The 22,207-nt window shown below is 42.7% G+C and carries 16 protein-coding genes and 3 pseudogenes; 10 read left to right on the top strand and 9 right to left on the bottom strand.

Translation table 11 applies throughout. The annotated features are described in order from the left end of the window. The first annotated feature begins 87 nt into the window (after nt 1-87). Both N4T56_RS15180 and N4T56_RS15175 read left to right on the top strand, forming a co-directional pair. A protein-coding gene (locus tag N4T56_RS15180) for an IS3 family transposase (protein ID WP_261732418.1) occupies nt 88-1,628 on the top strand; the annotation gives its coding sequence in 2 pieces (ribosomal slippage) (nt 88-553 and nt 553-1,628; 1,542 coding nt in all). A gap of 87 nt (nt 1,629-1,715) precedes the next feature. Beyond that, complete coding sequence (locus N4T56_RS15175) at nt 1,716-2,237, top strand: hypothetical protein (protein WP_261733813.1); 522 nt, start codon at nt 1,716-1,718, stop codon at nt 2,235-2,237. Nucleotides 2,238-2,458: 221 nt separating this feature from the next. Here N4T56_RS15175 and N4T56_RS15170 read toward each other — a convergent pair whose 3' ends face one another. Together N4T56_RS15170 and N4T56_RS15165 are read right to left on the bottom strand one after the other, a co-directional pair. Beyond that, on the bottom strand, nt 2,459-2,602 hold the full coding sequence (locus N4T56_RS15170) for a hypothetical protein (RefSeq protein WP_261733812.1): 144 nt from the start codon (nt 2,600-2,602) through the stop codon (nt 2,459-2,461). A gap of 168 nt (nt 2,603-2,770) precedes the next feature. Next, nucleotides 2,771-3,313, bottom strand: a pseudogene (locus N4T56_RS15165) (IS110-like element ISShfr7 family transposase); the annotation flags it as partial. A 138-nt stretch (nt 3,314-3,451) separates the two neighbouring features. Between N4T56_RS15165 and N4T56_RS15160 the strand changes: the two are divergent. The 4 genes from N4T56_RS15160 to N4T56_RS15145 all read left to right on the top strand — a co-directional run bounded on the left by N4T56_RS15160 (nt 3,452) and on the right by N4T56_RS15145 (nt 8,740). Continuing rightward, nucleotides 3,452-4,426 carry a transposase gene (locus N4T56_RS15160; protein WP_261733811.1) on the top strand — a complete coding sequence of 325 codons (975 nt, stop codon included), beginning with the start codon at nt 3,452-3,454 and terminating at the stop codon, nt 4,424-4,426. A gap of 572 nt (nt 4,427-4,998) precedes the next feature. Next, a complete protein-coding gene (locus tag N4T56_RS15155) occupies nt 4,999-5,529 on the top strand; it encodes a hypothetical protein (RefSeq protein WP_261733810.1) in 531 nt (176 codons plus the stop codon). Between the two features lie 843 nt (nt 5,530-6,372). After that, nucleotides 6,373-6,759 carry a DUF3592 domain-containing protein gene (locus N4T56_RS15150; RefSeq protein ID WP_261733809.1) on the top strand — a complete coding sequence of 129 codons (387 nt, stop codon included), beginning with the start codon at nt 6,373-6,375 and terminating at the stop codon, nt 6,757-6,759. A 316-nt stretch (nt 6,760-7,075) separates the two neighbouring features. Next, nucleotides 7,076-8,740, top strand: coding sequence for an AMP-binding protein (locus N4T56_RS15145; RefSeq protein ID WP_261733808.1), 1,665 nt, complete (start codon nt 7,076-7,078; stop codon nt 8,738-8,740). Nucleotides 8,741-8,900: 160 nt separating this feature from the next. Here the strand turns inward: N4T56_RS15145 and N4T56_RS15140 are convergent, their stop codons facing one another. The 3 genes from N4T56_RS15140 to N4T56_RS22850 all read right to left on the bottom strand — a co-directional run bounded on the left by N4T56_RS15140 (nt 8,901) and on the right by N4T56_RS22850 (nt 12,008). After that, a complete protein-coding gene (locus N4T56_RS15140) occupies nt 8,901-10,751 on the bottom strand; it encodes an SLC13 family permease (protein ID WP_261734845.1) in 1,851 nt (616 codons plus the stop codon). Between the two features lie 353 nt (nt 10,752-11,104). Then, complete coding sequence (locus tag N4T56_RS15135) at nt 11,105-11,761, bottom strand: LysR substrate-binding domain-containing protein (protein WP_390904069.1); 657 nt, start codon at nt 11,759-11,761, stop codon at nt 11,105-11,107. A gap of 94 nt (nt 11,762-11,855) precedes the next feature. Further along, on the bottom strand, nt 11,856-12,008 hold the full coding sequence (locus N4T56_RS22850; RefSeq protein WP_390904068.1) for a LysR family transcriptional regulator: 153 nt from the start codon (nt 12,006-12,008) through the stop codon (nt 11,856-11,858). Nucleotides 12,009-12,145: 137 nt separating this feature from the next. On the opposite strand from N4T56_RS22850, the gene N4T56_RS15130 reads away from it, so the two are divergent. Both N4T56_RS15130 and ybaK read left to right on the top strand, forming a co-directional pair. Further along, on the top strand, nt 12,146-13,108 hold the full coding sequence (locus N4T56_RS15130; protein WP_261733807.1) for a TDT family transporter: 963 nt from the start codon (nt 12,146-12,148) through the stop codon (nt 13,106-13,108). Nucleotides 13,109-13,118: 10 nt separating this feature from the next. Continuing rightward, nucleotides 13,119-13,586 carry a Cys-tRNA(Pro) deacylase gene (ybaK, locus tag N4T56_RS15125; protein WP_261733806.1) on the top strand — a complete coding sequence of 156 codons (468 nt, stop codon included), beginning with the start codon at nt 13,119-13,121 and terminating at the stop codon, nt 13,584-13,586. Nucleotides 13,587-13,628: 42 nt separating this feature from the next. Here ybaK and N4T56_RS15120 read toward each other — a convergent pair whose 3' ends face one another. Together N4T56_RS15120 and N4T56_RS15115 are read right to left on the bottom strand one after the other, a co-directional pair. Continuing rightward, a complete protein-coding gene (locus N4T56_RS15120) occupies nt 13,629-14,300 on the bottom strand; it encodes a DUF2057 domain-containing protein (RefSeq protein ID WP_261733805.1) in 672 nt (223 codons plus the stop codon). A gap of 21 nt (nt 14,301-14,321) precedes the next feature. Beyond that, on the bottom strand, nt 14,322-15,185 hold the full coding sequence (locus N4T56_RS15115; protein WP_261733804.1) for a pseudouridine synthase family protein: 864 nt from the start codon (nt 15,183-15,185) through the stop codon (nt 14,322-14,324). A 186-nt stretch (nt 15,186-15,371) separates the two neighbouring features. Here N4T56_RS15115 and lgt point away from each other — a divergent pair. Then, a pseudogene (gene lgt, locus N4T56_RS15110) lies at nt 15,372-16,147 on the top strand (prolipoprotein diacylglyceryl transferase). A 76-nt stretch (nt 16,148-16,223) separates the two neighbouring features. On the opposite strand, the gene N4T56_RS15105 reads toward lgt, so the two are convergent. Further along, nucleotides 16,224-17,066, bottom strand: coding sequence for a sulfotransferase domain-containing protein (locus N4T56_RS15105; RefSeq protein ID WP_261733803.1), 843 nt, complete (start codon nt 17,064-17,066; stop codon nt 16,224-16,226). 227 nt (nt 17,067-17,293) lie between these two features. On the opposite strand from N4T56_RS15105, the gene N4T56_RS15100 reads away from it, so the two are divergent. Further along, nucleotides 17,294-17,515 (top strand): hypothetical protein, encoded by a 222-nt coding sequence (locus N4T56_RS15100; RefSeq protein WP_261733802.1) that lies wholly within the window; start codon nt 17,294-17,296, stop codon nt 17,513-17,515. Between the two features lie 140 nt (nt 17,516-17,655). On the opposite strand, the pseudogene fdhF reads toward N4T56_RS15100, so the two are convergent. Continuing rightward, nucleotides 17,656-21,880 (bottom strand): annotated as a pseudogene (fdhF, locus tag N4T56_RS15095) (formate dehydrogenase subunit alpha). Between the last annotated feature and the right edge of the window lie 327 nt (nt 21,881-22,207).

Here is a 22,207-nt window from a genome sequence, read left to right as displayed (position 1 = left end):
TTCCTGAACCCAGCAAAGCCCCCTGTGTCAGGATAGTTGTCGCCTCAATTAATTTACAAATAAACAGGGAGCGGTAAGTTACAGCAAGTGAATTATCAAAGGCATTCAGGTCAATTTAAAGAAGCTATATTAAACAAGTTTAGTCAAAGTGGTTTGTCGGTTCGTAAGTTTGCAGAGCAAGAAGGCATTAATCTCTCAACCCTGTATAGTTGGCAAAAGCAATTTAATACCTCAGGGTTAAACGTGTCAAAAGTCAGTTCATCGGATAAGTGGTCAAGTGAAGAAAAGTTTTCAGTGGTATTGGAAACAGCCTCTCTGTCGGCAGTTGAGTTAAGTGAATATTGCCGAGCTAAGGGGTTATATCCTGAGCAAGTCAACGGATGGAAGCAAGCTTGCATTGCCGGTAATACAAGCACAACACTGACAAGTAAAGCCAAGACAACACCTGGACAAAAGACTGACAAAAAACGCATTAACGAGCTAGAACGTGAGTTACGTAGAAAGGATAAAGCGTTAGCGGAAGCGGCTGCTTTACTCGTACTCGGAAAAAAGTTCGATGCCTATTGGAAGGAAAAAGAGGAAGACTGATTTCGCTGACCGATAGGCAGAAGCACGCGCAGTGGGTCAGTACAGCAGTAGCATCAGGCGCGAGACAAGATAAGGCCTGTGACGTGATTGGATTATCAAGTAGAACCTTACAGCGTTGGCGAATAGGCGGTGAGATTAGCGCAGATAAAAGGCCAACCGCAATGAGGCCAGAGCCTGGAAATAAACTGAGTCATGCTGAAAGACAAGCCGTGATTGATGTGTGTAATAGTGAAGAGTTTGCCTCATTACCACCAAGCCAAATTGTCCCGATACTCGCCGATAGAGGTGAGTATATTGCTTCGGAGTCGAGTTTTTACCGTGTATTACATACTAAAAACATGCTGCACCACCGAGGCAAAGCTAAGCCGAGAAATGTTCATAAAAAGCCAACCAGTTATACGGCTAAAAAAGCGAACGAAGTGTGGAGTTGGGATATCAGTTACCTGCCTACAACGGTGATAGGAATACACTATTATCTGTACATGATTGAAGATATTTACAGTCGAAAAATCGTCGGTTGGGAAGTTCACTACAGCGAAACAGGTGAGCAAGCAGCAGCACTGCTAGAGCGTAGCGTTTGGGCAGAGAAATGCTTGAAGAAAGATGTCGTGTTGCACTCTGATAATGGCGCGCCCATGAAGAGCCTAACGATGCGAGCTAAGATGTACGATTTAGGCGTTGTGACCTCACGAAGTCGCCCAAGGGTGAGTAATGATAATCCGTACTCAGAATCACTGTTTAGAACGGTAAAGTATCATCCACGTTGGCCTAGCGAAGGTTTTAAGTCGTTAGATGAAGCGCGTAAATGGGTAAAAGAATTTGTTTATTGGTACAACAATGAGCATCGACATAGCAGGATTAAGTTTGTGACACCAAACCAGAGACATGATGGTCTTGATGTAGAGATACTGGCGAAGCGAAAAGTGTTGTATCAGACAAAAAGAAATGAACATCCAGAACGATGGTCAAAAGAAGAGCGAAACTGGCAGCCCATAGGGGCTGTGGAGTTAAATCCAGAGCAACACAAAGAAGCTGCTTAACAATTTAGGCGACAACTGTCTTGAAAAACGCCGAAAGTACTAAAGCAATATATAGACATTTATGATCGCTTTTGCGGTGTTATTTATATGCTTGTAAAAGTGAGCGGTAAACCTGATAAATCAATGATAAGTAATAATGCTAAGGATGCAGCCTATATTATAGCCGCCTTATCAGAGTTTGTTGGAATTGAAGAGTATATAAAAGAAGTATATCCAAATTTACCAAAGGCAGAATATCGAATATATAAATCAGTAAATCCAATATTTCATTTAATAAAAATACTTAGAAATTACAATGTTCATATTTCTCACAGCACACTAGAACAAAAGCCGATGATGGTAAGAACGCTACTTGACGAAAGCCAAGAATTTGAAGTTCAGGTAAAATATATTTCCAACCTTTCAACGGCAGAATTACGTAGATTATCGAGTACTAAAGACTATAGCGATTCACAATTAGAAATGTTGGTTGAGTGTTTTGATAAAGAGCAGCATGAATTTGGAGTTACGACATTAATTATGCAAGCTGCACTAGAATACTCCGAACAAATAGAAAAGAGTTTATCGCTAAACAAATGTAAGCCTAGCAATGGTGCCGTGTGCTTATAACACATATGAGCCTTCCGCCAGTCAATAGGCGCGCCTAACTTATTTGACTGCTTTTGCTGTCAAATTAAAATCAATCAACAAATTCATCTACTTCGTCTGTCATTTAGCTGTCAAATCATCGTTTACAGCAAACACATATAGAGGCTCTCTTAGTGCGATCTTATCGCTGCCTGACGCTTTTCATTCCTTTGAAATGTCAGGGGCACTACGACTAAATGGATTTAGGAGGTAGAGCGACGCAGGAAGCCAAAGCCGAGACATTTATCGGTTAACCCTAAGATGGCACTATTCAAGTCAGAGGTGCTTTTTGCACAGTTAGTTTCAGGCTCATTTAGGGTGTAAACGACTTTGTTGATTGTATTCATTAATGCGCGCCAATAAGGTGTCTAATCAAGGCGATGTAGCTTAAATAGCATTTGGCATAGTGATGATGGTGAGAAGTCATTGCTTCATTAGCCACATCATTCACGGTCATGCTCGCTTCTCTTTTTAAGAGTATCTAGTTAGACGTTCAGCTCACCTTATTGCGCGACTTATCCTTTTAAGAATCGTTGTTCATCAAACACCGTTTTGTTCTTCAGCATGAAATAGACGCAGCGGCCAAGCTTATGTGCCAGTGCAGACAACGCTTTTGCTTTACTCATTCGTTTTTGTAATCGATTAAGGTAGTTACGTGCTTTGTCATTGCCTCGCAGGTAAAGCACCGCTGCTTCTGAGAATGCCCATTTCAAATGAGCATTACCGATTTTATTGCCATTGGTGCCATAGGTTTTACCCGCTGATTCTGCTTTGCATTTGACCAATCGAGAGTATGAAGCAAACTTTTGTACTGACTCAAATCGACTGATATCACCGATTTCATAGAGGATTGTCAGTGACAAAATCTTGCCAATACCTGGTACTGTTTTCAGTAATTCTAAATAGACGGGATTATGGTTTTTGGCCTGTTTTTCAATGAACCATTCAACCTGTGCGAGTTCCTTTGCATAACAATCAAGTAGTGCCATGTCTAAATCAATGTTGCGTTGTACGATAGGATCTTGATATTGCTCGCGAAGTTTTTGTCTTGAAAAAATAACATGGCCACCTAGAAAAATAACATGGCCACCCATAATGAAAAAATAACAGGCAAATAACATGGCCACCCATAATGGTTGGCGAAATAATAAACAGTGAACTACGCTTTATTTACCCTTTCCAAACGGTAATTAAAGATGGCCAGACCAAGACAGACAATCGTGAGCCTGGAAGATACACCTTACTACCACTGCTGTTCTCGTGTAGTGCGTAAGGCATTCTTATGTGGAATAGATAATTCAACAGGTGAGAACTTTGAGCATCGCCGTGAGTGGGTCGACTCCCGGATTCTAGAATTAGCGACTATCTTTGCCATTGATATCTGTGCTTATGCCGTGATGAGCAATCACTTACATGTGGTTATAAAAGTCGATGCTGATAAAGCAAAACAGTGGTCAGATAAAGAAGTGCTCATTCAATGGCACAAAGGCTTTAAGGGCACGTTACTCACACACAAATACCTGAAAGAAGACCTTAACTCATTTGAGCTTCAAACGGTTAATGAATGCATTACTGAATACCGTAAGCGCTTAATTGATATCAGTTGGTTTATGCGCTCACTCAGTGAGCCCATCGCCAGAATGGCCAACAAAGAAGATAAATGTACCGGAAGATTCTGGGAAGGAAGATTTAAATCTCAGGCTTTGCTTGATGAAGCCGCAGTTTTAGCCTGTATGGCTTATGTCGATTTAAACCCTATCCGCGCCAAAATGGCAACAACTCCAGAAACCTCAGATTACACCAGTATTCAGCGTCGAATAAATTCAGCAATGAGAGACGAGCAACCATCTGAGCTATTACCGTTTGTGGGTAATGAGCGACTCAATATGCCTAACGGGCTCATGTTCAGCGTGAAAGACTACATTGTACTGGTTGAAGATACCGGTCGAATTATTCGAGAAGATAAGCGTGGTGCCATTAGTTCAAGTAGTCAGGACATACTGAATAGGCTCAACATCCCCGCAGAGAATTGGCTTAAAATCACCACTGAATTTGGTGCGTTATTTAAAGGTGCTGTAGGAGCATTACCCGCATTAACCGAATACTGTGAGCATTTAGACCGAAAACGACGACAAGGCGCTGCAAATTGTCAGCGCTGGTTGTGCGCTTAAGCATTAATTCTTGAAAAACCGCCATCTTCCTTATACTTGATTGATATCAAGATTTTCTGCTGTGCTGAATTTCTTAGATGACCATAAATCACTCATTTAACGATAATATTTTAGCCATATCGATAAAAATTGATGAGTTGATCACATCGTTCGTAACCCTCGCCAAAGCCATGAAAACGAGTTATGTTATTTGTTCAAGAAATGGGTGGCTTCGTTTTCGTTATTTCTTCGTTTTCGTTATTTGTTCAAGAAATGGGTGGCTTCGTTTTCGTTGTGTTCAAGAAATGGGTGGCTTCGTTTTCGTTGTGTTCAAGAAATGGGTGGCTTCGTTTTCGTTGTTAGCTTCGTTTTCGTTGGCTTCGTTTTCGTTGGAAGCTACAATACAGCACCCCGAAAATGGCTCGTAAACACGGAATTAGTCGTGGGGCAGGTTATTTCCCGCCATACAAAAACTTTTCAGGAAAAGATGTTTCGGGTTCTAACCTTTCAACATCTTGGAAATAATAGGTAATAATTATGAAAAGCTTATTCAAAATCACAATGCCTTTTCTTGTTTTGTGTAGCCCTTTTTAGTGGCTCAAGAGCAAGAAATCGATAATAGAATGCTAGAGTCATGCGTACTTGGAAATCTACCTCAAGAAATTCAGTTTAACATGGCAGGTAACCCAATTTTTTTGAGTGGGAAGGTGTTTCCCAAAGAGAAAGCTGTTGAATTGCAGAATCAATTAGATGGTAGGTTGATTGGCTTAATTGAAAAGTCGGTATCAAGAACTAACTCTGAGTTTAATGTTGAAGACCTTGTACTTGATGATTTGAATAGCAAGTATGTAAGCGGACTCGTTTCAAATATGGCATTGTATGCACCTGACATTTTTGGAGTGGTCTTTTGTGGGCAAAGTGAGCTTGTAGCAAATTTTATATTGGCGCAATTGTTTCAATACCTAGCTAAGGCATCAATTGGATCTGATGAAAGGGAAGTCGATTGGCTCAAAACAAACAAAGAGGAGTTGAATGATTTGGGTGTGATTATAACTATTGTTACCATTTATCTAGCTGGTAAGGATGAAAATAAGCTGCATAAGTTTATCGAATCTTTGGGCTAACTCTACATGTGATGATGGAGTGACAACTCTATCATCACAGCTTAGCACCGACTTCAGCATTACTAGCAATCTTCATCATCGTATAAATCTTTCCAACTTCGGCTAAATGTCCAAAGTTATGGAGAGCCGAATGAGTAATATCAGCAACTTAGAAGATTACAGAACACCCACCCCGAACACCGAAAACTCGAAAGTTACCAATACCCGCAAATATAAAGATGTTCGTGAACGTGAATATCTAACATCATGAGAGATTGAACGCATCGGCAAGACAGCTAAGTCATTATTTATCTGGGCTATAGCGCCATGGACGAAACCAATTTCATGCTCAAAAAATGGGTGGCATTGTTTTCTTCACTCCATGAAAACGAGTTATGTTATTTGTTCAAGAAATGGGTGGCAGCGTTTTCGTCGTTTTCTTCAGTATGCAGTGAAAGTTGCACGTACGGTTCTTAGGAGGGCGGCACTTGGTAACAGGTGTCGCCTATCCGACAGAAGCTTGTTAGCTACTTTCTCGTCGTCCCGGCAATGCTTTTAAGCCGGGATCCAGGTGTTTGCTTGTACTTTTGTACTTTTGTACTTATGGTCAGCGGCCACTAACGCTGTGGCGTTTCGCTTATTGCAAAGCATATGACTGTAAGGTTTTATTTGGCTTCAATATGGCCATATATGGCTAATTTTTCTTTAAATAATAATCTAAACACCACTAAATAATTGAATCAAAAAATAAACTCAGATATTGTTTATTCATTAATTAACATAAATTTTAAAACGAGTCATTCTAGGCTCGCTAGGTTTTATTACTGAATCGGTTTACTTTTTAATCATGTCAAGGAAGGGAAAATGAATGTTATTCCATTGTTTGGAGGGATTGTTTTCAGCGCGATAGGGATATACATATGTTACGACTATCGACGTTTTAATAACAAAGCTCTTAAAATTAAAGGTAGAGTACTTGGTTATGAAGAGTACATTTCCAAAGATAGTAATAATATTAAAAGAAAGATGTATCGTCCTCATTTCGAGTTAACAGTTAATGGTACAACTTATAGCGTTAAATCTAAGACATCATTTCACTCTAAAATCATACCGGTAGGCCATCATGCTGATGTTTTATATCAAGAAGGTGATGAAGAAAATGCTCGACTAGCAAAAGGGAATGGAGTGGGGTTAGGTATTTTATTTTTAGGTCTCTCTTTACCAGCTTATTATTTTGGCTTATTTCACTAATTTATTTAAAGTTACTTTCTAGGTAAAAAGAAACATAAAAATTACACAGCCAGCCACGATAAGTTGGACATGACCACCTAACCCTAGAATGTTAAAATAATGAGTTACATGGTTTTAGTTTTTTTCATTGTTAAGAAAGAAAGCGTGAAGTGGCAAAATGATAAAAGCAGAGACGAGTCACATTCTGAAAGATTAACAACGGATAACCCTCTAGTACAGTCGTTAATTCATTGAATTAAAGCTATTATTTTTATACTAATCAGGTAAATTAAATTACAATAGTGATGTTTAAATAACAGTATTGGTGATGATTGTAATGACAAATGATAAACCGTGGTTAGCACAATACCCTGAAGATGTGCCCACAACAATAGATTCAAGTATGTATAACAATATCAATGAGTTGTTTAAAGAGTCTTTTAGTGCGCATGCTAAAAAAGCTGCATATATTAATATGGGACATAGTTTGTCCTACCAAGATCTTGAAAGTAAAAGTAACGCTTTTGCCGCTTATCTACAATCTGAACTAAAAATGAAAAAAGGCGAACGAATCGCCTTGATGATGCCTAATTTATTGCAATATCCCATCACTATTTTAGGTGCATTAAAAGCAGGACTCATTATTGTCAATGTTAATCCACTTTATACCCCTCGAGAGTTAAAACATCAGTTACGAGACTCAGGAGTCAGTGCTATTGTTGCGGTAACAAATTTTGGTAATAACCTTCAGCAAATATTGGGTGAGACTCACATTAAGCATGTTATTCTAACCAAAATAGGTGATGAGTTAGCTATTCATAAGCGTACATTAGTTAACTTTATTATTAAACATGTCAAAAAAATAGTGCCTAAATATCATATTCCAGATGCTATTTCATTGCGTAGAGCGTTAACCGATGGCAAGAAACTTCCCTTTATTGATCCCAAAATCACAGCAGATGATTTAGCGTATCTCCAATATACAGGTGGAACCACGGGGCTCGCGAAAGGGGCAATGCTTACTCATAATAATATTATTGCTAATGTTCTGCAGGTTCATGCTCATTTTGGTCCAAGAACTTTATATGATAAGGAATATGCTGTAACCCCACTTCCGCTTTATCATATTTTTGCCAACTCAGTGAGTATGATGTTTATGCTTTTTCTCGGAGCAACGAATTTACTCATTACTAACCCAAGAGATATAGATGGTTTTGTAGCCGATTTAAGTAAATATCCATTCACAATGGTTTTTGGTTTAAATACACTCTTTAATGGTTTAAACAATCATGCTGGTTTTCAAGCATTAGATTTTAGCCACGCTCGTTTTACTATTGCAGGTGGAATGCCCACACAGAAACATATTGCTGATCGTTGGCAAGAGCTCACTGGAATGCCTGTCATAGAAGGTTATGGCTTAACGGAATGTTCTCCAGTAGTCGCTGCCGGTACTCATCAACAACAATCATTCATTTCTTCAATTGGTGTCCCTTTACCCAGCACTGAACTCCGTATTGTTAATGATAAAAATGAACCTTTAGATCCCAATCAAATAGGTGAAATCCAAATTAGAGTGCCTCAAGTGATGAAAGGCTATTGGCAACAAGAAGCCGAAACCAATACGGTAACGCATGCAGGAGGTTGGTTAAGCTCTGGCGACATAGGAAGAATGGATGACGATGGCATTTTTTATATTGAAGACCGTAAAAAAGATATGATTCTAGTGTCGGGATTTAATGTTTTCCCAACTGAAATTGAAGCCGTTGCAACACTTCACCCCCACATCATCGAAGCTGCGGCGATTGGCATTCCTGATGATGCCACGGGAGAGAAAGTGAAATTATTTATTGTACGTAAAGGTAATGTGACCGTTGATGAAATAAAAAAACATTGTAGAAAATATCTTACTGGTTATAAAAATCCAAGAATAATCGAATTTAGAGATGAATTGCCAAAATCAAATGTTGGCAAGATCTTACGTCGAGAATTACGCGATTCATAGGATCTATTACTGACGTCTAAGTATCACCAACATTTTTGGCCTGTGCAGGGAGAGACCTTGCGATGTTAGTCTGGTGTGGGCGAAGCGCCACGACGAGAGTGGCCGCAGGCCATATTTGAATCACATTTAGAGTGCACAAAACAGTTAGGTGTGTTAACACTTACAGTGGCCAAACCCAAAGCAGCATGGGAAGGCTGATAGCGATCACAAGTAACTCCAGCGGGACGCCTAGCTTCCAGTAATCACCAAAACCAAAGCCTCCAGGCCCCAAAATCAAGGTGTTGTTTTGGTGGCCTATGGGGGTGAGAAAAGCACAAGAGGCACCGATTGCTACAGCCATCAGGAAGGGGTCGGTGCTGGCCCCAAGCGCGGCTGCGGTGGCAATAGCTATGGGACACATCACGGCTGCGGTTGCTGTATTGTTCATCAAGTCGGAGAGGAACATGCTGACAACCAGAATAAGCGTTAACCCAAGTACAGCATTTCCTTGTGCCATATTGTTGAGTAAAAACCGTGCCATTAGGTCTGCTGTACCGCTGGACTCCATTGCGCCAGCAACGGGGATCAGCGCGCCGAGAAGTACAATCACTGGCCAGTCGATAGCATTGTAAACTGAGCGTGGTGGTACGGTTCGCAATACCATAGAGGCGAGTACGCCAAGAGCAAATGATATTGCTGCCGGAAGTAAACCAAAGGCTGCAGCACCTACTGCCAAAGTCATGATGATCCCTGCTTCCCAAGCTTTACGTTTGCTTGGTATGCGCAGTTCCCGTTTGGCTAGGGGGACACAGTTGTTATCACTGGCAAATTCAGCTATTGCCTCAGGGGAACCCTGCATTAATAGCAAGTCGCCTGAACGAAAAGGCCGTGAACGTAATCGTGACAATGAAGGCTTACCATAGCGTGATACTGCTAACAGGTTCATGCCGTAGCGCGTGCGCAGCATAATATCGGTGGCCGAACGTCCAAGTAAAGGAGACCCAGGTAACACAGCAAGCTCCATCAGTACGTTATGGTCTGAGGTTTTAGTTTGATCTTGTTCTTTACTCTTGTCGATCTGTTCATCAACGTCATTATTTGGCGCATTTTCTTGGTTTTCTACTGCGTCATTAGCCTTGTTCTGGTCGGCCTTTTCTTGCTCGATAGCTTCCTCAAGCTCTAGGCCTAGTGTGGAGAGTGTAACTGCCAGTGATTTGGCTTCAGCCTCGATAACGAGAATGTCGCCAGCACGAACTCTACGCCAAGCACTAGGTGCCATCATACGGACATCATTGTGAACCATACCGATGATCTGGGCATCTATTTCGTCGATCATTTTATCAATATCGCGCAGGCTTATGCCTGCAACGTTGCTGTTTTCGAGTACACGGGCTTCGGTTATGTAAGCCTCTGATTCAAATCCTTTTACCCCAGACTGCTTACGTGCTGGCACCAGTCGCCAGCCTATCAGAGTGATAAAGCCGACACCGGCTGCTGCAACGGCAAGCCCGACCGGCAGAAAGTCGAACATGGCGAAGCTGCCTGTGCCTGTTTGATCGCGAAAACTAGAGACTATCAGGTTAGGCGGTGTGCCTATCATTGTGGTCATGCCGCCAAGAATCGTGCTAAATGCCAGCGGCATTAAAAGTTGTCCTGGCGTCAGATTTAGACGACCAGCGAGTTGCACTGCAACAGGCATCAGCAATGCCATTGCGCCAACGTTGTTCATAAAACCGGAAAGCACCGCACCAAGTGCACAAAGCGTTGACATGCTAAGCAGCACGCCTGCGCGGGCAGGTAATACGGCTCGTGATAGTGCGTCAACTGCCCCTGAGGTTTGAAGCCCCCGACTGAGCACAAGAACACAAGCCACAGTGACTACGGCTGGGTGACTAAAACCAACAAAAGCATCACTTGATGGCACAAGCCCAGTGAGTACACACGCAGCCAGAGAGCAGATCGCCACCATGTCATGGCGCCAACGCCCCCATAGGAACAGGCCTACAGTGGCGAACAAAATCAGCAGAATCATTAGCTGGTCGTTTGTCATGAACACGGCTTACATTTGGTTGGTTGCAACATTGGGCAACAATTCTGCTGTGCTCGAGTTGTAAGACAACACCGACTGAGTTGTTTCAATGCTCTGTCTCCTTACCGGCTACAATTACAATCACATTAAGTATAATCTATTTAGCCAAATTAGCTGGAAGCAATTGATAATAAGTTAATGGATACCAAGGTTATTTTGTCAATTCACCGTTATAGCCATAGCTCAAGCAATAGTGGGATCACAAGCTTTAGTGGGTCAAGTTAGTCTTAGTTTTCAAATGTGCAAATTCAACTTTGGCCATAAATCATAGAGCGAGAACCCTGCAAACAACCGCATTATGTATTACCCCATTGATGGCAAAAGGAAATAAAGCTTGTTAACAACGGGCTGTGGTATTTGTCTTTGTGCACTACTAGCCAAAAGGGGCGTTGCATATTGAGCGTATTATTATTGTAAGGTAATTGCAGTTGAGTGACTCGGCCATCATTAATGGCGTACTGCGCGGCTAAGGTCGATAAGCAGCCTAAACCTAATCCTGCCGCGACACTGTTGATGAGCGCTTCAGTGGTATTGAGCTCAAACACCTCATGCCAAGCCTCAATGTGCGGTGCAATAGTGCGTAAAAAAAACTCCCTTGAGCCTGAGCCCGCCTCGCGTAATACCCATTGTGATTGTTCTAAATCGCTAAATACACATTGCGTTTGCTGACTTATAGCTATATGAGGTGCAGCAATAATGCACATTTGATCGTGACTAAACTGATGGGCAACTAATTCTGGGTGATGGCTTTTACCTTCAATAAGGCCAATGTCTAACTCGTAATCGAGCAGCTTTTGACAAATTAATCGTGAGTTAGAAATCACCACGCTTTGCGAAAAATGCTGTGATTGTTGCCTAAATTGGTTTAGCAACCCCGGAACCACATGATTACCGACGCTATCACTGGCACCTATTTTTAACTGACCTGAAAAAGCGTGGTCTGCATCAAACAATTGGCTGATGTTATTTGCTCTACTAAGCAGCTCATCAGCAAGTGGTAATAGCTTGTGACCTTCTTGGTTGAGAATTAAGCGGTTATTAACCCGGTCAAATAGCGGATGGCACCAGCTGCTTTTCTAATTCAGCGAGCGCCATACTCACTGCCGCCTTAGATAAATACAAAGCCTCGGCTGCGGCCGTTAAAGTGTTGTGCTGTGTAATGCTGCTAAACACGTTAAGTTGTTTGAGTGAGATATTCATAATATTGGTTTGGGTAAATAATAGTGGGCTGAATGTTTAGTTTTACTGAACATATGTTTTATATAATTGGATATATGTAAACAAAGTGCAAGCGTAATATAACGGTATGTCGCGGACTGGTAGCCGTTGAGGTTGTTATGGTAAACAGAGTAAAACGAAAAATAGTGGGTGTGCCTACACCTATGGCGGGGCTAGCGTTAGGTATTGCCAGTTTAGGTTGGAGCTGGGAGAACGCTGTTGATTTACAGCACTATGGCCAATGGATCAGTGCTGCTATTGCCAGTGTGTTATTGCTGATCTTAGCCAGTAAGTTTGTATTGCATCATGATCTACTGCGCGAGGATGTTGCCCATCCGGTGGTGGGCAGTGTGGTGCCGACTTTTGCCATGGCATTAATGGTAGTGTCTAATTCGCTGGGTTATGCCTCGGCAATGGCCGGTGATTTATTGTGGTGCTTTGCGGTCATACTGCACATCAGTTTTTTAGTCGGGTTTATTTATCATCGCAGCCAGCACTTTAGCTTACCTCAAATGGTGCCGAGCTGGTTTATTCCGCCGATTGGTATTGTGGTTGCCGATGTGTCTTTTTCAGGTAATGCGCATTTATTGTGGATAGCCGATAGCGCGTTGATTTTTGGCATGTTGAGTTATGCAGTGATGTTACCTATGATGATTTATCGACTTATTTTTACTGAGCAAATCCCCGATGCCGCTAAGCCGACATTAGCCGTTTTAGCCGCGCCAGCAAGTTTATCGTTAGCAGGCTATTTAACCATTAGCTCGCAGCCGTCGCCGGTGATTATTGGTTTGTTATTTGGTATTGGTGTGTTGATGACCAGTATTATTTATTTGTCATTTTTTAAACTGATGCGTTTACCGTTTAGCCCTGGTTATGCTGCATTTACCTTCCCGATGGTGATAGGGGCTACGGCATTATTTAAAGTGGCAGCTTGGATGCAAAGCATGGATGTTGGCGCAGAATATATTGCCCAGGTGCGAGGTTTAGCTGAGTTTGAATTAGTTGTTGCAACTGGGGTTGTCAGTTATGTTTGTGTGCGTTATTTACATTTTTATCAGCCCAGAAAACTAGTTTCTGCATAAGTGAGTGGTTATGACCCCAGCCATTGATATAGCCAAAAAGCACAAGATTGATTTTAAGGTGCACGAGTATCAACATGATGCCAGTAATGAATCCTATGGCTTAGAGGCTGCACAAAAATTAGCGTTGCCAGCCGAGCAAGTCTTTAAAACCTTGGTGGTGAGCCTTGATAATCAAAAATTAGCGGTGGCAGTAGTGCCAGTGTCTTCGATGTTGAGCATGAAGTTAATGGCCAAAGCGTCGGGGGCTAAAAAAGCCCATATGGCTGAGGCAATAGCGGTTGAGCGTTCAAGTGGTTATGTGCTGGGTGGCGTAAGCCCATTAGGGCAAAAAAGACGCTTGCCCACCGTCATCGATGCATCTGCGCAGCAGTTTGAAAGCATGTACGTCAGCGCCGGCAAAAGGGGTTTAGATATTTCACTTAAGCCCGATGATTTACAACGCCTACTCAATGCGACATTCGCCGATATTTGCGCCTAATAAAAAACGATATATCCCTTTACACCTTCAATAAAAAGCGCATTACTGATTTATTCTGGCCTTAAACTCAGCTTGAGTTTGTGGGCTTGCTTTTTGGTACCAGTAATCAAGCATATTACTCACTTCTTGTTGATCTACTACTGCATCTGTTTTATGCAGTTCTTGTGCTGTAGATTCTGCTATTGCTGATGCGTTTGTGTTTGTTGTCGCTGTCGGCTTGAGTGCAACAGAGGCTGCATTCCAGGCTGCGATGGCGCCAGAGGCATTATACTTAGCTATTTCAGTTTCAAAGTCACGGCCTATTTGAAGGCCTGATTTCATCAATTTATCTTGCGTAAACTCAATTGCTTGGCCTGCTTGATTAGTTAAGGTTATCTGTGGCTGTTGATTAAATTGTGTCGCATTGCTTTGTGAGCGGATGCTGGGTAGTGATAATTGATAATCTTGGTCACTCGCGGCAAAACGCAAAATAATTACGTCTGAGCTAAAGCTATGTTGACTACCTTGATCTCTAAAGCGGGCATGATAGCGAAAGGCGATTTGTTGTAACCCCTGTGGAGTGTTGATATCTAAGGCAACTTGTTGCTGCTCAGTCGCAACACCATTTACCAATACCGTTTTGGCATTGTTAGGTAACTGTAAGCTGGCTGCAAAACTGCTTTGGCAAAACATGTATGTAGCGAAACAGAGCACAATACTAATCAATAAGCGCATAAATATTTCCTATGGTAAAAGTCAGTTAATGCAGTGTTCAGCGTTGCTATCTGCAAATTGGGGGCGATACTTTTCAGGCAGTTCAAAGACTTTCTGCTTAGCCGTTAACGGGCACTGAAATGTAAAATAACACGAGGTTAATTTAAGGTCGGGCGCAGTGATATCGGCCTCGCCGTGTAAACGATCGCCCACCACCGGATGGCCTAAGCTGGCCATATGAATGCGAATTTGATGCTTTCGCCCCGTGTCGATTTTGACCTGTACTTTAGATTGATTGAGCCTTGAATGATAAGTGATTAATGTTGCATGAGACAGCGCTGGCTTGTTATCGACAGGGGTGTCAATTTGTACTGTTTCACTGGAAAACTTGCCGTGAACAATTACTTCGTAGTGTTTTTCTAATGCGCGCGTTTCAAATAATTTAGCGATAGCGGCAGTGGCTTTTTTACTGTGACCGAGAATTAATAGCCCTGTGGCAGCACGGTCAAGGCGATGAATTATAAATGCATTGCGCTGGGGCTGCATGTTTAGCTCAGCAAAACGATTAATGGTGGTGTGGTCGCTCCACTTTGACCCCTGGCAGCGCATGCCGTAAGGCTTGTACCATACACTGTAGTCAGTTTCATCAAATAACAGCTCTGCAGGTGTGACTTGTTCATCGAGTATGTATTGATTGTAATAAAGATGCAGTTTATCGCCCGCTTGCAGTGGTTTTTTGGCCCGCCGAATACGGTTGGTTTGTTTACCATGGCTGTGCCAAATAGCGCCTTTTTGCATGGCATCTTTTAATACTTGCTTACCTAAACCACTTGCTTGTGCCAGCAGATTAATTGCATCAGTACTGTGCTCAAGCACATCAATGTGGTATTCGGTTTTATCGGTCATTAATTGGGTTAACTCTTACAATCAGGATATTTAGCATCGATTACACTAAATGTTACCTTATTTACTGCTTCATTGTTAATTTACCTCACTCAGATTGATGAAACTTTCTCTACAGTTACGTATCATCTGTCGTAAAGTTGTTTTAGCATAATGCGATCAAACAACATTGCAATCGGAGTAGGCAGTTTGGAACACATCGTCTGGGATTTTGACCCTATATTAGTTTCGTTTATGGGCTTAACTGTACATTGGTATGGTGCACTTTTTGCGTTAGCGATTGCCACTGGTTTTCAGGTGATGAAACGGATTTATACAAAAGAGGGACTTGATGTTGAGTCGTTAGATAATCTTTTGGTGTATTGCGTTGTGGGCATTATTGTTGGTGCTCGTTTAGCCCACTGTGTTTTTTATGACCCTGGATATTATTTTGCTAATCCACTTAAAATTCTGGCCATTTGGGAAGGGGGTTAGCCAGCCATGGCGGTGGTTTAGGTGCCATATTGGCCTTGTATTATTATCAACGCCAAGTGAAACTGCCGTTTTTGTTTTTGCTTGATCGTTTAGCTATAGCAACAGCAATATTTGGCTTTTTTGTGCGTATGGCTAATTTTGCTAACTCTGAAATTTTAGGCGAACCGACGAATCAGCCTTGGGGCATTATTTTTAAACGGGTTGATATGTTGCCGCGCCACCCGGCGCAGCTGTATGAATCACTCGCATACTTAGTGATTTTTATTGGTCTTTACGCCATTTACAAATACACCAATATGAAGCAAAAACACGGTGCCATTTTTGGGGTGTTTTTAGTGTCGGTATTTAGTGCGCGTATTGCAATAGAAAGCGTTAAAGTCAGCCAGGCTGCTTACCATGAGTCGATGTTAAGTGCTGGCCAATGGCTAAGTTTGCCATTTTTATTAACTGGTGTGGTGTTGTTAGTGATGGCTTATCGCAAGCAACGCTAGTCGTAGGTGGTGAACCTAATAAAAACGTCCTAGTGCTGCGGCAATAGGACGTTTTTTTATGTTTGACTGTTTTAAGTTACATTCCAGCAGGTAAATACTTAAAACGCTTCATTTGTTCGTAATGGGTATCAACAATGCGTTTGACTTGCTCTGGTGTGAGCTGTGATTGCCATTGATGCTTACCACCTTTTCTAAAGAAGGCATTGGCATTTTCATGCTTTTCAACAAATCCACGTTTGGCTTCTTGAGCTTTTAATTGGGCAAATGATGAATGCTTAATGGCATTTTTAAGCCTTGCAGGATCTTTCTTTAAGCCTAAAAATGACTCAACTTTGCGGAAGACTTTTTTAGGGTCATCTAGCATGTCTTCATAACGTAAAATGAGCTTTGAGGTATCGTCGCTTGTCCAGCTCGATACATGCATCGACCACGAGGTAATAATTTGTGGAACATGCGCTGCCTCGTTTGGGGTACCTGTCATTTCTTCTGCCATGTAGGCAATGGCTTCATCTATGGTGTAATCAAAGTAATTAGCCATCGAAATCACCACATCAAGTGGATTACGCACAACATAAATCGCCCCAGAGGTAACTGAAGAGTTATGCAATGGTTGGCCGTTGTACTCGCCTAAATAGTTGTGGGTTTTTACAAATGTGGTGCCTTGTGCCTGATGGGCGATGTCGGCTTGCACTTGAGGGCGTAAAACACTGACTTCTTCTAAGGTAAGCTCTGTGGTTGCGGCTTTATCTTTTGGTAAATAAGCTTGATAACGATGCGCTGCTGATTCAGCAGTCGAAATGGTGTGCATCGTATTAATGTTGATAGGTTGATCTTGATTTTGAATGTAGTTCTCTAAAAATGCGCGTACCCAAGTGTTACCCGATTTAGGGTAAGAGGCCACCCAAAGTATGTTTCCCATTCGTAATCCTTTGTTGTTATTTTTACGTCTTTCAATGCGGTTAAAACTACCGATAATTCAGCAAAATGGCAAGTTTAGTGCGTCACTGGTAAGAGTTAACCGTATCGATAATATCGCTGTTTAGTAAAAAATAATACTCCACTTTACTGTGGGTAATATATGGATGTAATATTAATGTTAAATATTAAGCGCTAGCTTGCTGTATCTGGTTAATGAGGAGAGGGTAAATGGATGTTAATGCAACTTTGGTTGGGCAAGTGATTATTGTTTTTGCGTTAATCATGGGCTGTATTTGTTATTACTTAGGTCGTCGTAAAACACAAACGCCGGTTTTAGCTGGTGTGATTGGTGCAGGGTTATCGATAGTGCCTATTTTAGGTTTGATTTACCTGGTTGTGCTTGTGCTTAAAAAAGATATCGAGATCGCGCCAACAGTGGTTAATGGTTAATCGTTAATCGTTAATCGTTAATCGTTTTTAGTGTAAATAATGGTTAATTGTAATGTGATACAAAACCAAAATGCCTCGTCCTAATTAGGGCGAGGCATTTTGGTTTTAGCGGCAGCTGCGACTACGACTTCTCATTTAAACTATGCCACTGTCAGTGTGTGTTGTGACTTTTCTGCTTTAACTGAACACACCTTAAACTCAGGGATTTTTGCAATAGGGTCTAATGCATTAATTGTCAGTTTATTTGCGGCAGATTCGGCAAAGTGGAAGGGTAAAAATAATACCCCGACTTGCGCTCGTTTAGTAACAAAAGCTGCTATTTCAATGGCGCCTCGGCGCGTGCTGAGGGTTAACATATCACCATTTTTCACCCCAAGTTGCTCGGCGTCATATACCGAAATCATCACTCTTGGCGCCCCTTTAATATCAAGTTCTGGGGTTTTCCGGGTCATGGTGCCGGTATGGAACTGCTCCAATAAACGCCCTGTAGACAAGATTAGTGGGTAATCACTATCGGGCATTTCAGCCGGGAATTGATAACTGACAGGGATCATGCGGCCTTTACCGCGTAAAAAGGTTTCGCTATGTAAAACCGGTGTGCCGGGGTGATGTTCATCAAAACATGGCCATTGCAAACCATCTACTTTATGCTCGAGACGTTGCCAAGTTAAGCCTTGATATTGCGGGGTAACCTGGTTGATTTCGTGCCAAATATCCTGGGCGTTTTGATATTGCCAATTGGCATCGAGTTTATTGGCGATCATTTGGATGACTTGCCAGTCGAGCATTGCATCACCCGGTGGGGTTAATGCTACCCGAAGTTGTTGTACGCGGCGTTCGGTGTTGGTGAAGTGACCTTGTTTTTCTGCAAAGGCGCTGGCAGGCAATACTACATGCGCCATTTGGGCGGTTTCGGTTAAGAAGATATCTTGCACGACCATAAAGTTAATTTTTTCGAGTGCGGCAATCACATGAGCCTGATCTGGGTCGCTCAGTACTGGGTTTTCGCCCAATATATATAAGGCATCGATTTTATTTTTGACGATGGCATGCATGATTTCTGTAGCGGCATAACCGGGTGTCGAAGGCAATGAGTTGTTACCCCATGCATGGGCAAATTTGGCGTTATTGGCGGGGTTATTAATTTTTTGATAACCCGGATAAAAATCGGGTAACGCGCCCATATCACAAGCGCCTTGCACGTTACTTTGGCCACGCAGTGGGTTTAATCCGCCGCCGACCACGCCGATGTTGCCACAGAGTAATTGTAAATTAGAGGTCGAGACTACGTTGTCATAGCCGGTGGTATGTTGGGTGATCCCCATTGCATAGTACATGGCCGTTTTGGTTGCGGTACCAATCATTTTTGCCATCTCGGCAATGTCTTCAGCACTGACACCGGTAAGTAATGCCGCATTTTTAAGATTGTAAGCAGGTTTGAGCACTTCTTGCTTAAGCAATTCGTAATATTCAACTCGATTATTAATGTAATCTTGGTCTTGCCAATTATTAAGAATAATTTGCTGCATGATAGCGTTGAGCAGCATGACATCTGTGCCGGGTTTATGGGAGACATAGAGGGTGGCACTGTCTGCTATGGTGGTTTTTTTAGGATCTGCGACAATTAAGCGCGCACCATGTTGGCTGACAGCACGTTTAATGTGAGAGGCAATAATAGGGTGAGCGCTGGTGGTATCTGAGCCGATAATAAAAATAACATCAGACTCTTTTATGCTTGGAATATCATTGGTCATTGCCCCACCACCAATGGTGTCGAATAAGCCTGCAACTGATGATGAATGACACAATCTTGCGCAGTGGTCGATGCTGTTAGTGCCCATAATGCTACGAGTAAACTTTTGCATTAAATAGTTTTCTTCGTTGGTGCATTTCGCTGAAGATAACGCGGCAAATTTACTTGCACCCAGCGGCCTCTTTAATCGGCTTAAGTTGCTCGGCAATGTAGTTAATGGCTTCGCTCCAGCTTGCCGGTTGTAACTGACCATTTTTACGGATTAACGGCGTGGTAAGACGCTTAGGGCTGTTTAAAAAGTCAAAACCAGAGCGGCCTTTTACGCATAACATCCCTTCATTAACCAGTGAGTTGTTGTCGCCAGTGACGCGCATTACGCGGTTTTTGGCTTGATCAACATGAAGCTCAATTCGACATCCCACACCACAATAAGTACATACTGTTGAGGTTTTGGTTAGCGCTCGGTGTGTACCTTGAGTTTTATCTCTGGCATCGACTAATGCACCCGTTGGGCACACTTGTACACAGTTACCACACTGCACACAATCGCTGTCGTTCATTGATGCGCTAAAGCCGACGCGTGGTGCATTTCGGCGACTGTCTGTTGTACCTGCTGCATCGGGTAGTGCTTGGTAACTATTGGGCGCAAAGCTAATCACATTATGGCCACTTTGCTGATGGCAAGCTTCAACGCAGGCACCACAACTGATGCAGCGATTGGCATCAAAGGTGATAAACGGGGCGCTATTATCGACTTTAAATTTACGGGCGCGGGGCTGTTCAATACTATTACTATCGACTTTATATTCGGTGGCATAGTCGCGTAATTTACAGTCGGTGTTGGCTTGGCAGGCACATTCTAGGCAGCGCATTGCTTCTTGCATTGCTTTGTCTGGTTTAAAACCGAGTTCAACTTCTGCAAAGTTAACCGTGCGTGTGAGCTGGTTTAGCTCGGGCATTTTCAAACGCGGGCGTTTCGAGGTGTCTGGGTATAATTCAGGGTAAGTATTTGCCGCTAACGATGCGGTTTTTTTGGCTTTGCGTGAGTTAAATTGTTGTGGTTCTAAATGGCAGGTTAACCCTTCTGTTAATAAGCCCTCAATCGCTTCAGCGGCTTTGCGGCCGTCTGCAACCGCGGCTACAGCGGTGCCTGAGCCGGTGCGAGAATCACCAATAACAAACAGTTTTTCAACCCCAGCAGACATGGTTTGCTCACACCCCAAGAAAGTGTGCCAACGGCTGAGAGCGATGTGGCCAGTGTCTATTTGATTTCCGGGTTTTTCTAAAAAGTCTAAATCGACTTGTTGAGATACCGCAGGGATCACGGTGTCGAAGGCTTCTTCAAATGTTTCGCCAGTGGCTTTAGGCGAACGTCTACCTGAGGCATCTGGCTCACCCAATGCCATTTTTGCAAAAGTGACAGAACTGACACGGCCTTGGTTGTCGCTGTGGTTTTCAATTGGATTTGTGAGAAAATGAAACTTAACTCCTTCAACCTCGGCCTCGTGGATTTCGTATGGTTCGGCGGGCATGTCTTCACGGCTACGACGATAGATTAAGGTGACGTCGGCGCCATCTCTTAGTGCGGTGCGGGCACAATCGATAGCGGTATTACCGCCACCAATGACGGCCACTTTTTTACCTGTGATTAATGTTTTGTCGGTGCAATAATCGCGTAAGTAATCGACACCTAAATAGCAGCCTTGTAAGTCACTACCTGGGTAGTTCATTGGCACCGCTTTTTGCGCGCCAATGGCCAGACAAACGGCATCATAATTAGCCACTAACTCAGTTAAGTTAGTATCGCGTACCAATGCACAGCCCGTTTTAATCTTAAGGCCGTTGCGAGTCAGCAGTTCAATTTCTTTATCTAAAATCGCTTTAGGTAAACGGTACTCGGGAATACCATAACGTAGCCAGCCGCCGGCTTTTGGGGCAGACTCCATAATGGTGACATCGTGGCCGTTATTTGACAGGTAATACCCAGCGGTTAAGCCTGCTGGGCCGCTACCAATAATGGCCACGCGCTTGTTGGTCGCGGGTGCTTTGGGTGGTACGTAAGACTCGAGGTCATTTAAGTCTAAATCAGCAGCATGACGCTTGAGTTGCCTAATGGCGACAGGTTCATCAACAAGCCCTCGGCGACACTCCGCTTCACAAAATGCTGGGCAAACACGGCCAATCGATAAGGGTAAAGGCAAGGTTTGCTTGATGACTTTAACGGCTTCGTGATGGTCGCCCTTGCCAATGTGGTAAAGGTAAGATTGCACATCTACACCTGCAGGACAGGCGGTTTGGCATGGTGCTTCACAGTCGGCAAAGTGATCGCTTAAGATGTCGTTAAGTGCTTGCTGGCGCACTTTACTTAAATAGCTTGACTGGGTAATCACATCCAAGCCTGTTTCTAGAGCGGTTTCACATGCACGAGCACAGCCTAAACTACCATCATGGTTTTTGATTTGTACTTGGCACAAGTTACAGTGTTGCTTGGCTTGATTGTGGGAAAAGTCACACAAGCTAGGGATGTTAATACCAGCATCTGTGGCGGCTTTGAGTAAGCTATCTGCTTTAGGCAGTGATAGGGTTACGCCGTCTATGGTGATGTCAATCATTACAAAGCCTTTTTAAGTCTGCATTAAATGGGGCGTACAAGCTGGACGATACTCGGTTATAACTGCAAAATCGGAGATTTTTAGCGTGGATATGCTGCTCTGCAGGTTGCGTTTGATAACCTTGGTGTTGCTTCTGCACCCACTGTTGATAAATTCAGTTTAATTGGCTAGGGGATGTTCAGACGTGATTTAGATCATTTTTGTAGTAATTAAAAAGCATGTTTGAATTTATTTCATATTTAACATTGCGTTATGAATATGAAAATAACGATGGTAAGACCTGTTAAGTCACAATTTTTCACCATTGTTTATGATTATGTACAGTAA

The organism is Shewanella phaeophyticola (assembly GCF_025398315.1).
In the GTDB taxonomy this organism is placed as follows: Bacteria; Pseudomonadota; Gammaproteobacteria; order Enterobacterales; family Shewanellaceae; genus Shewanella; species Shewanella phaeophyticola.
This window is presented reverse-complemented; position numbering and strand designations above follow the sequence as displayed.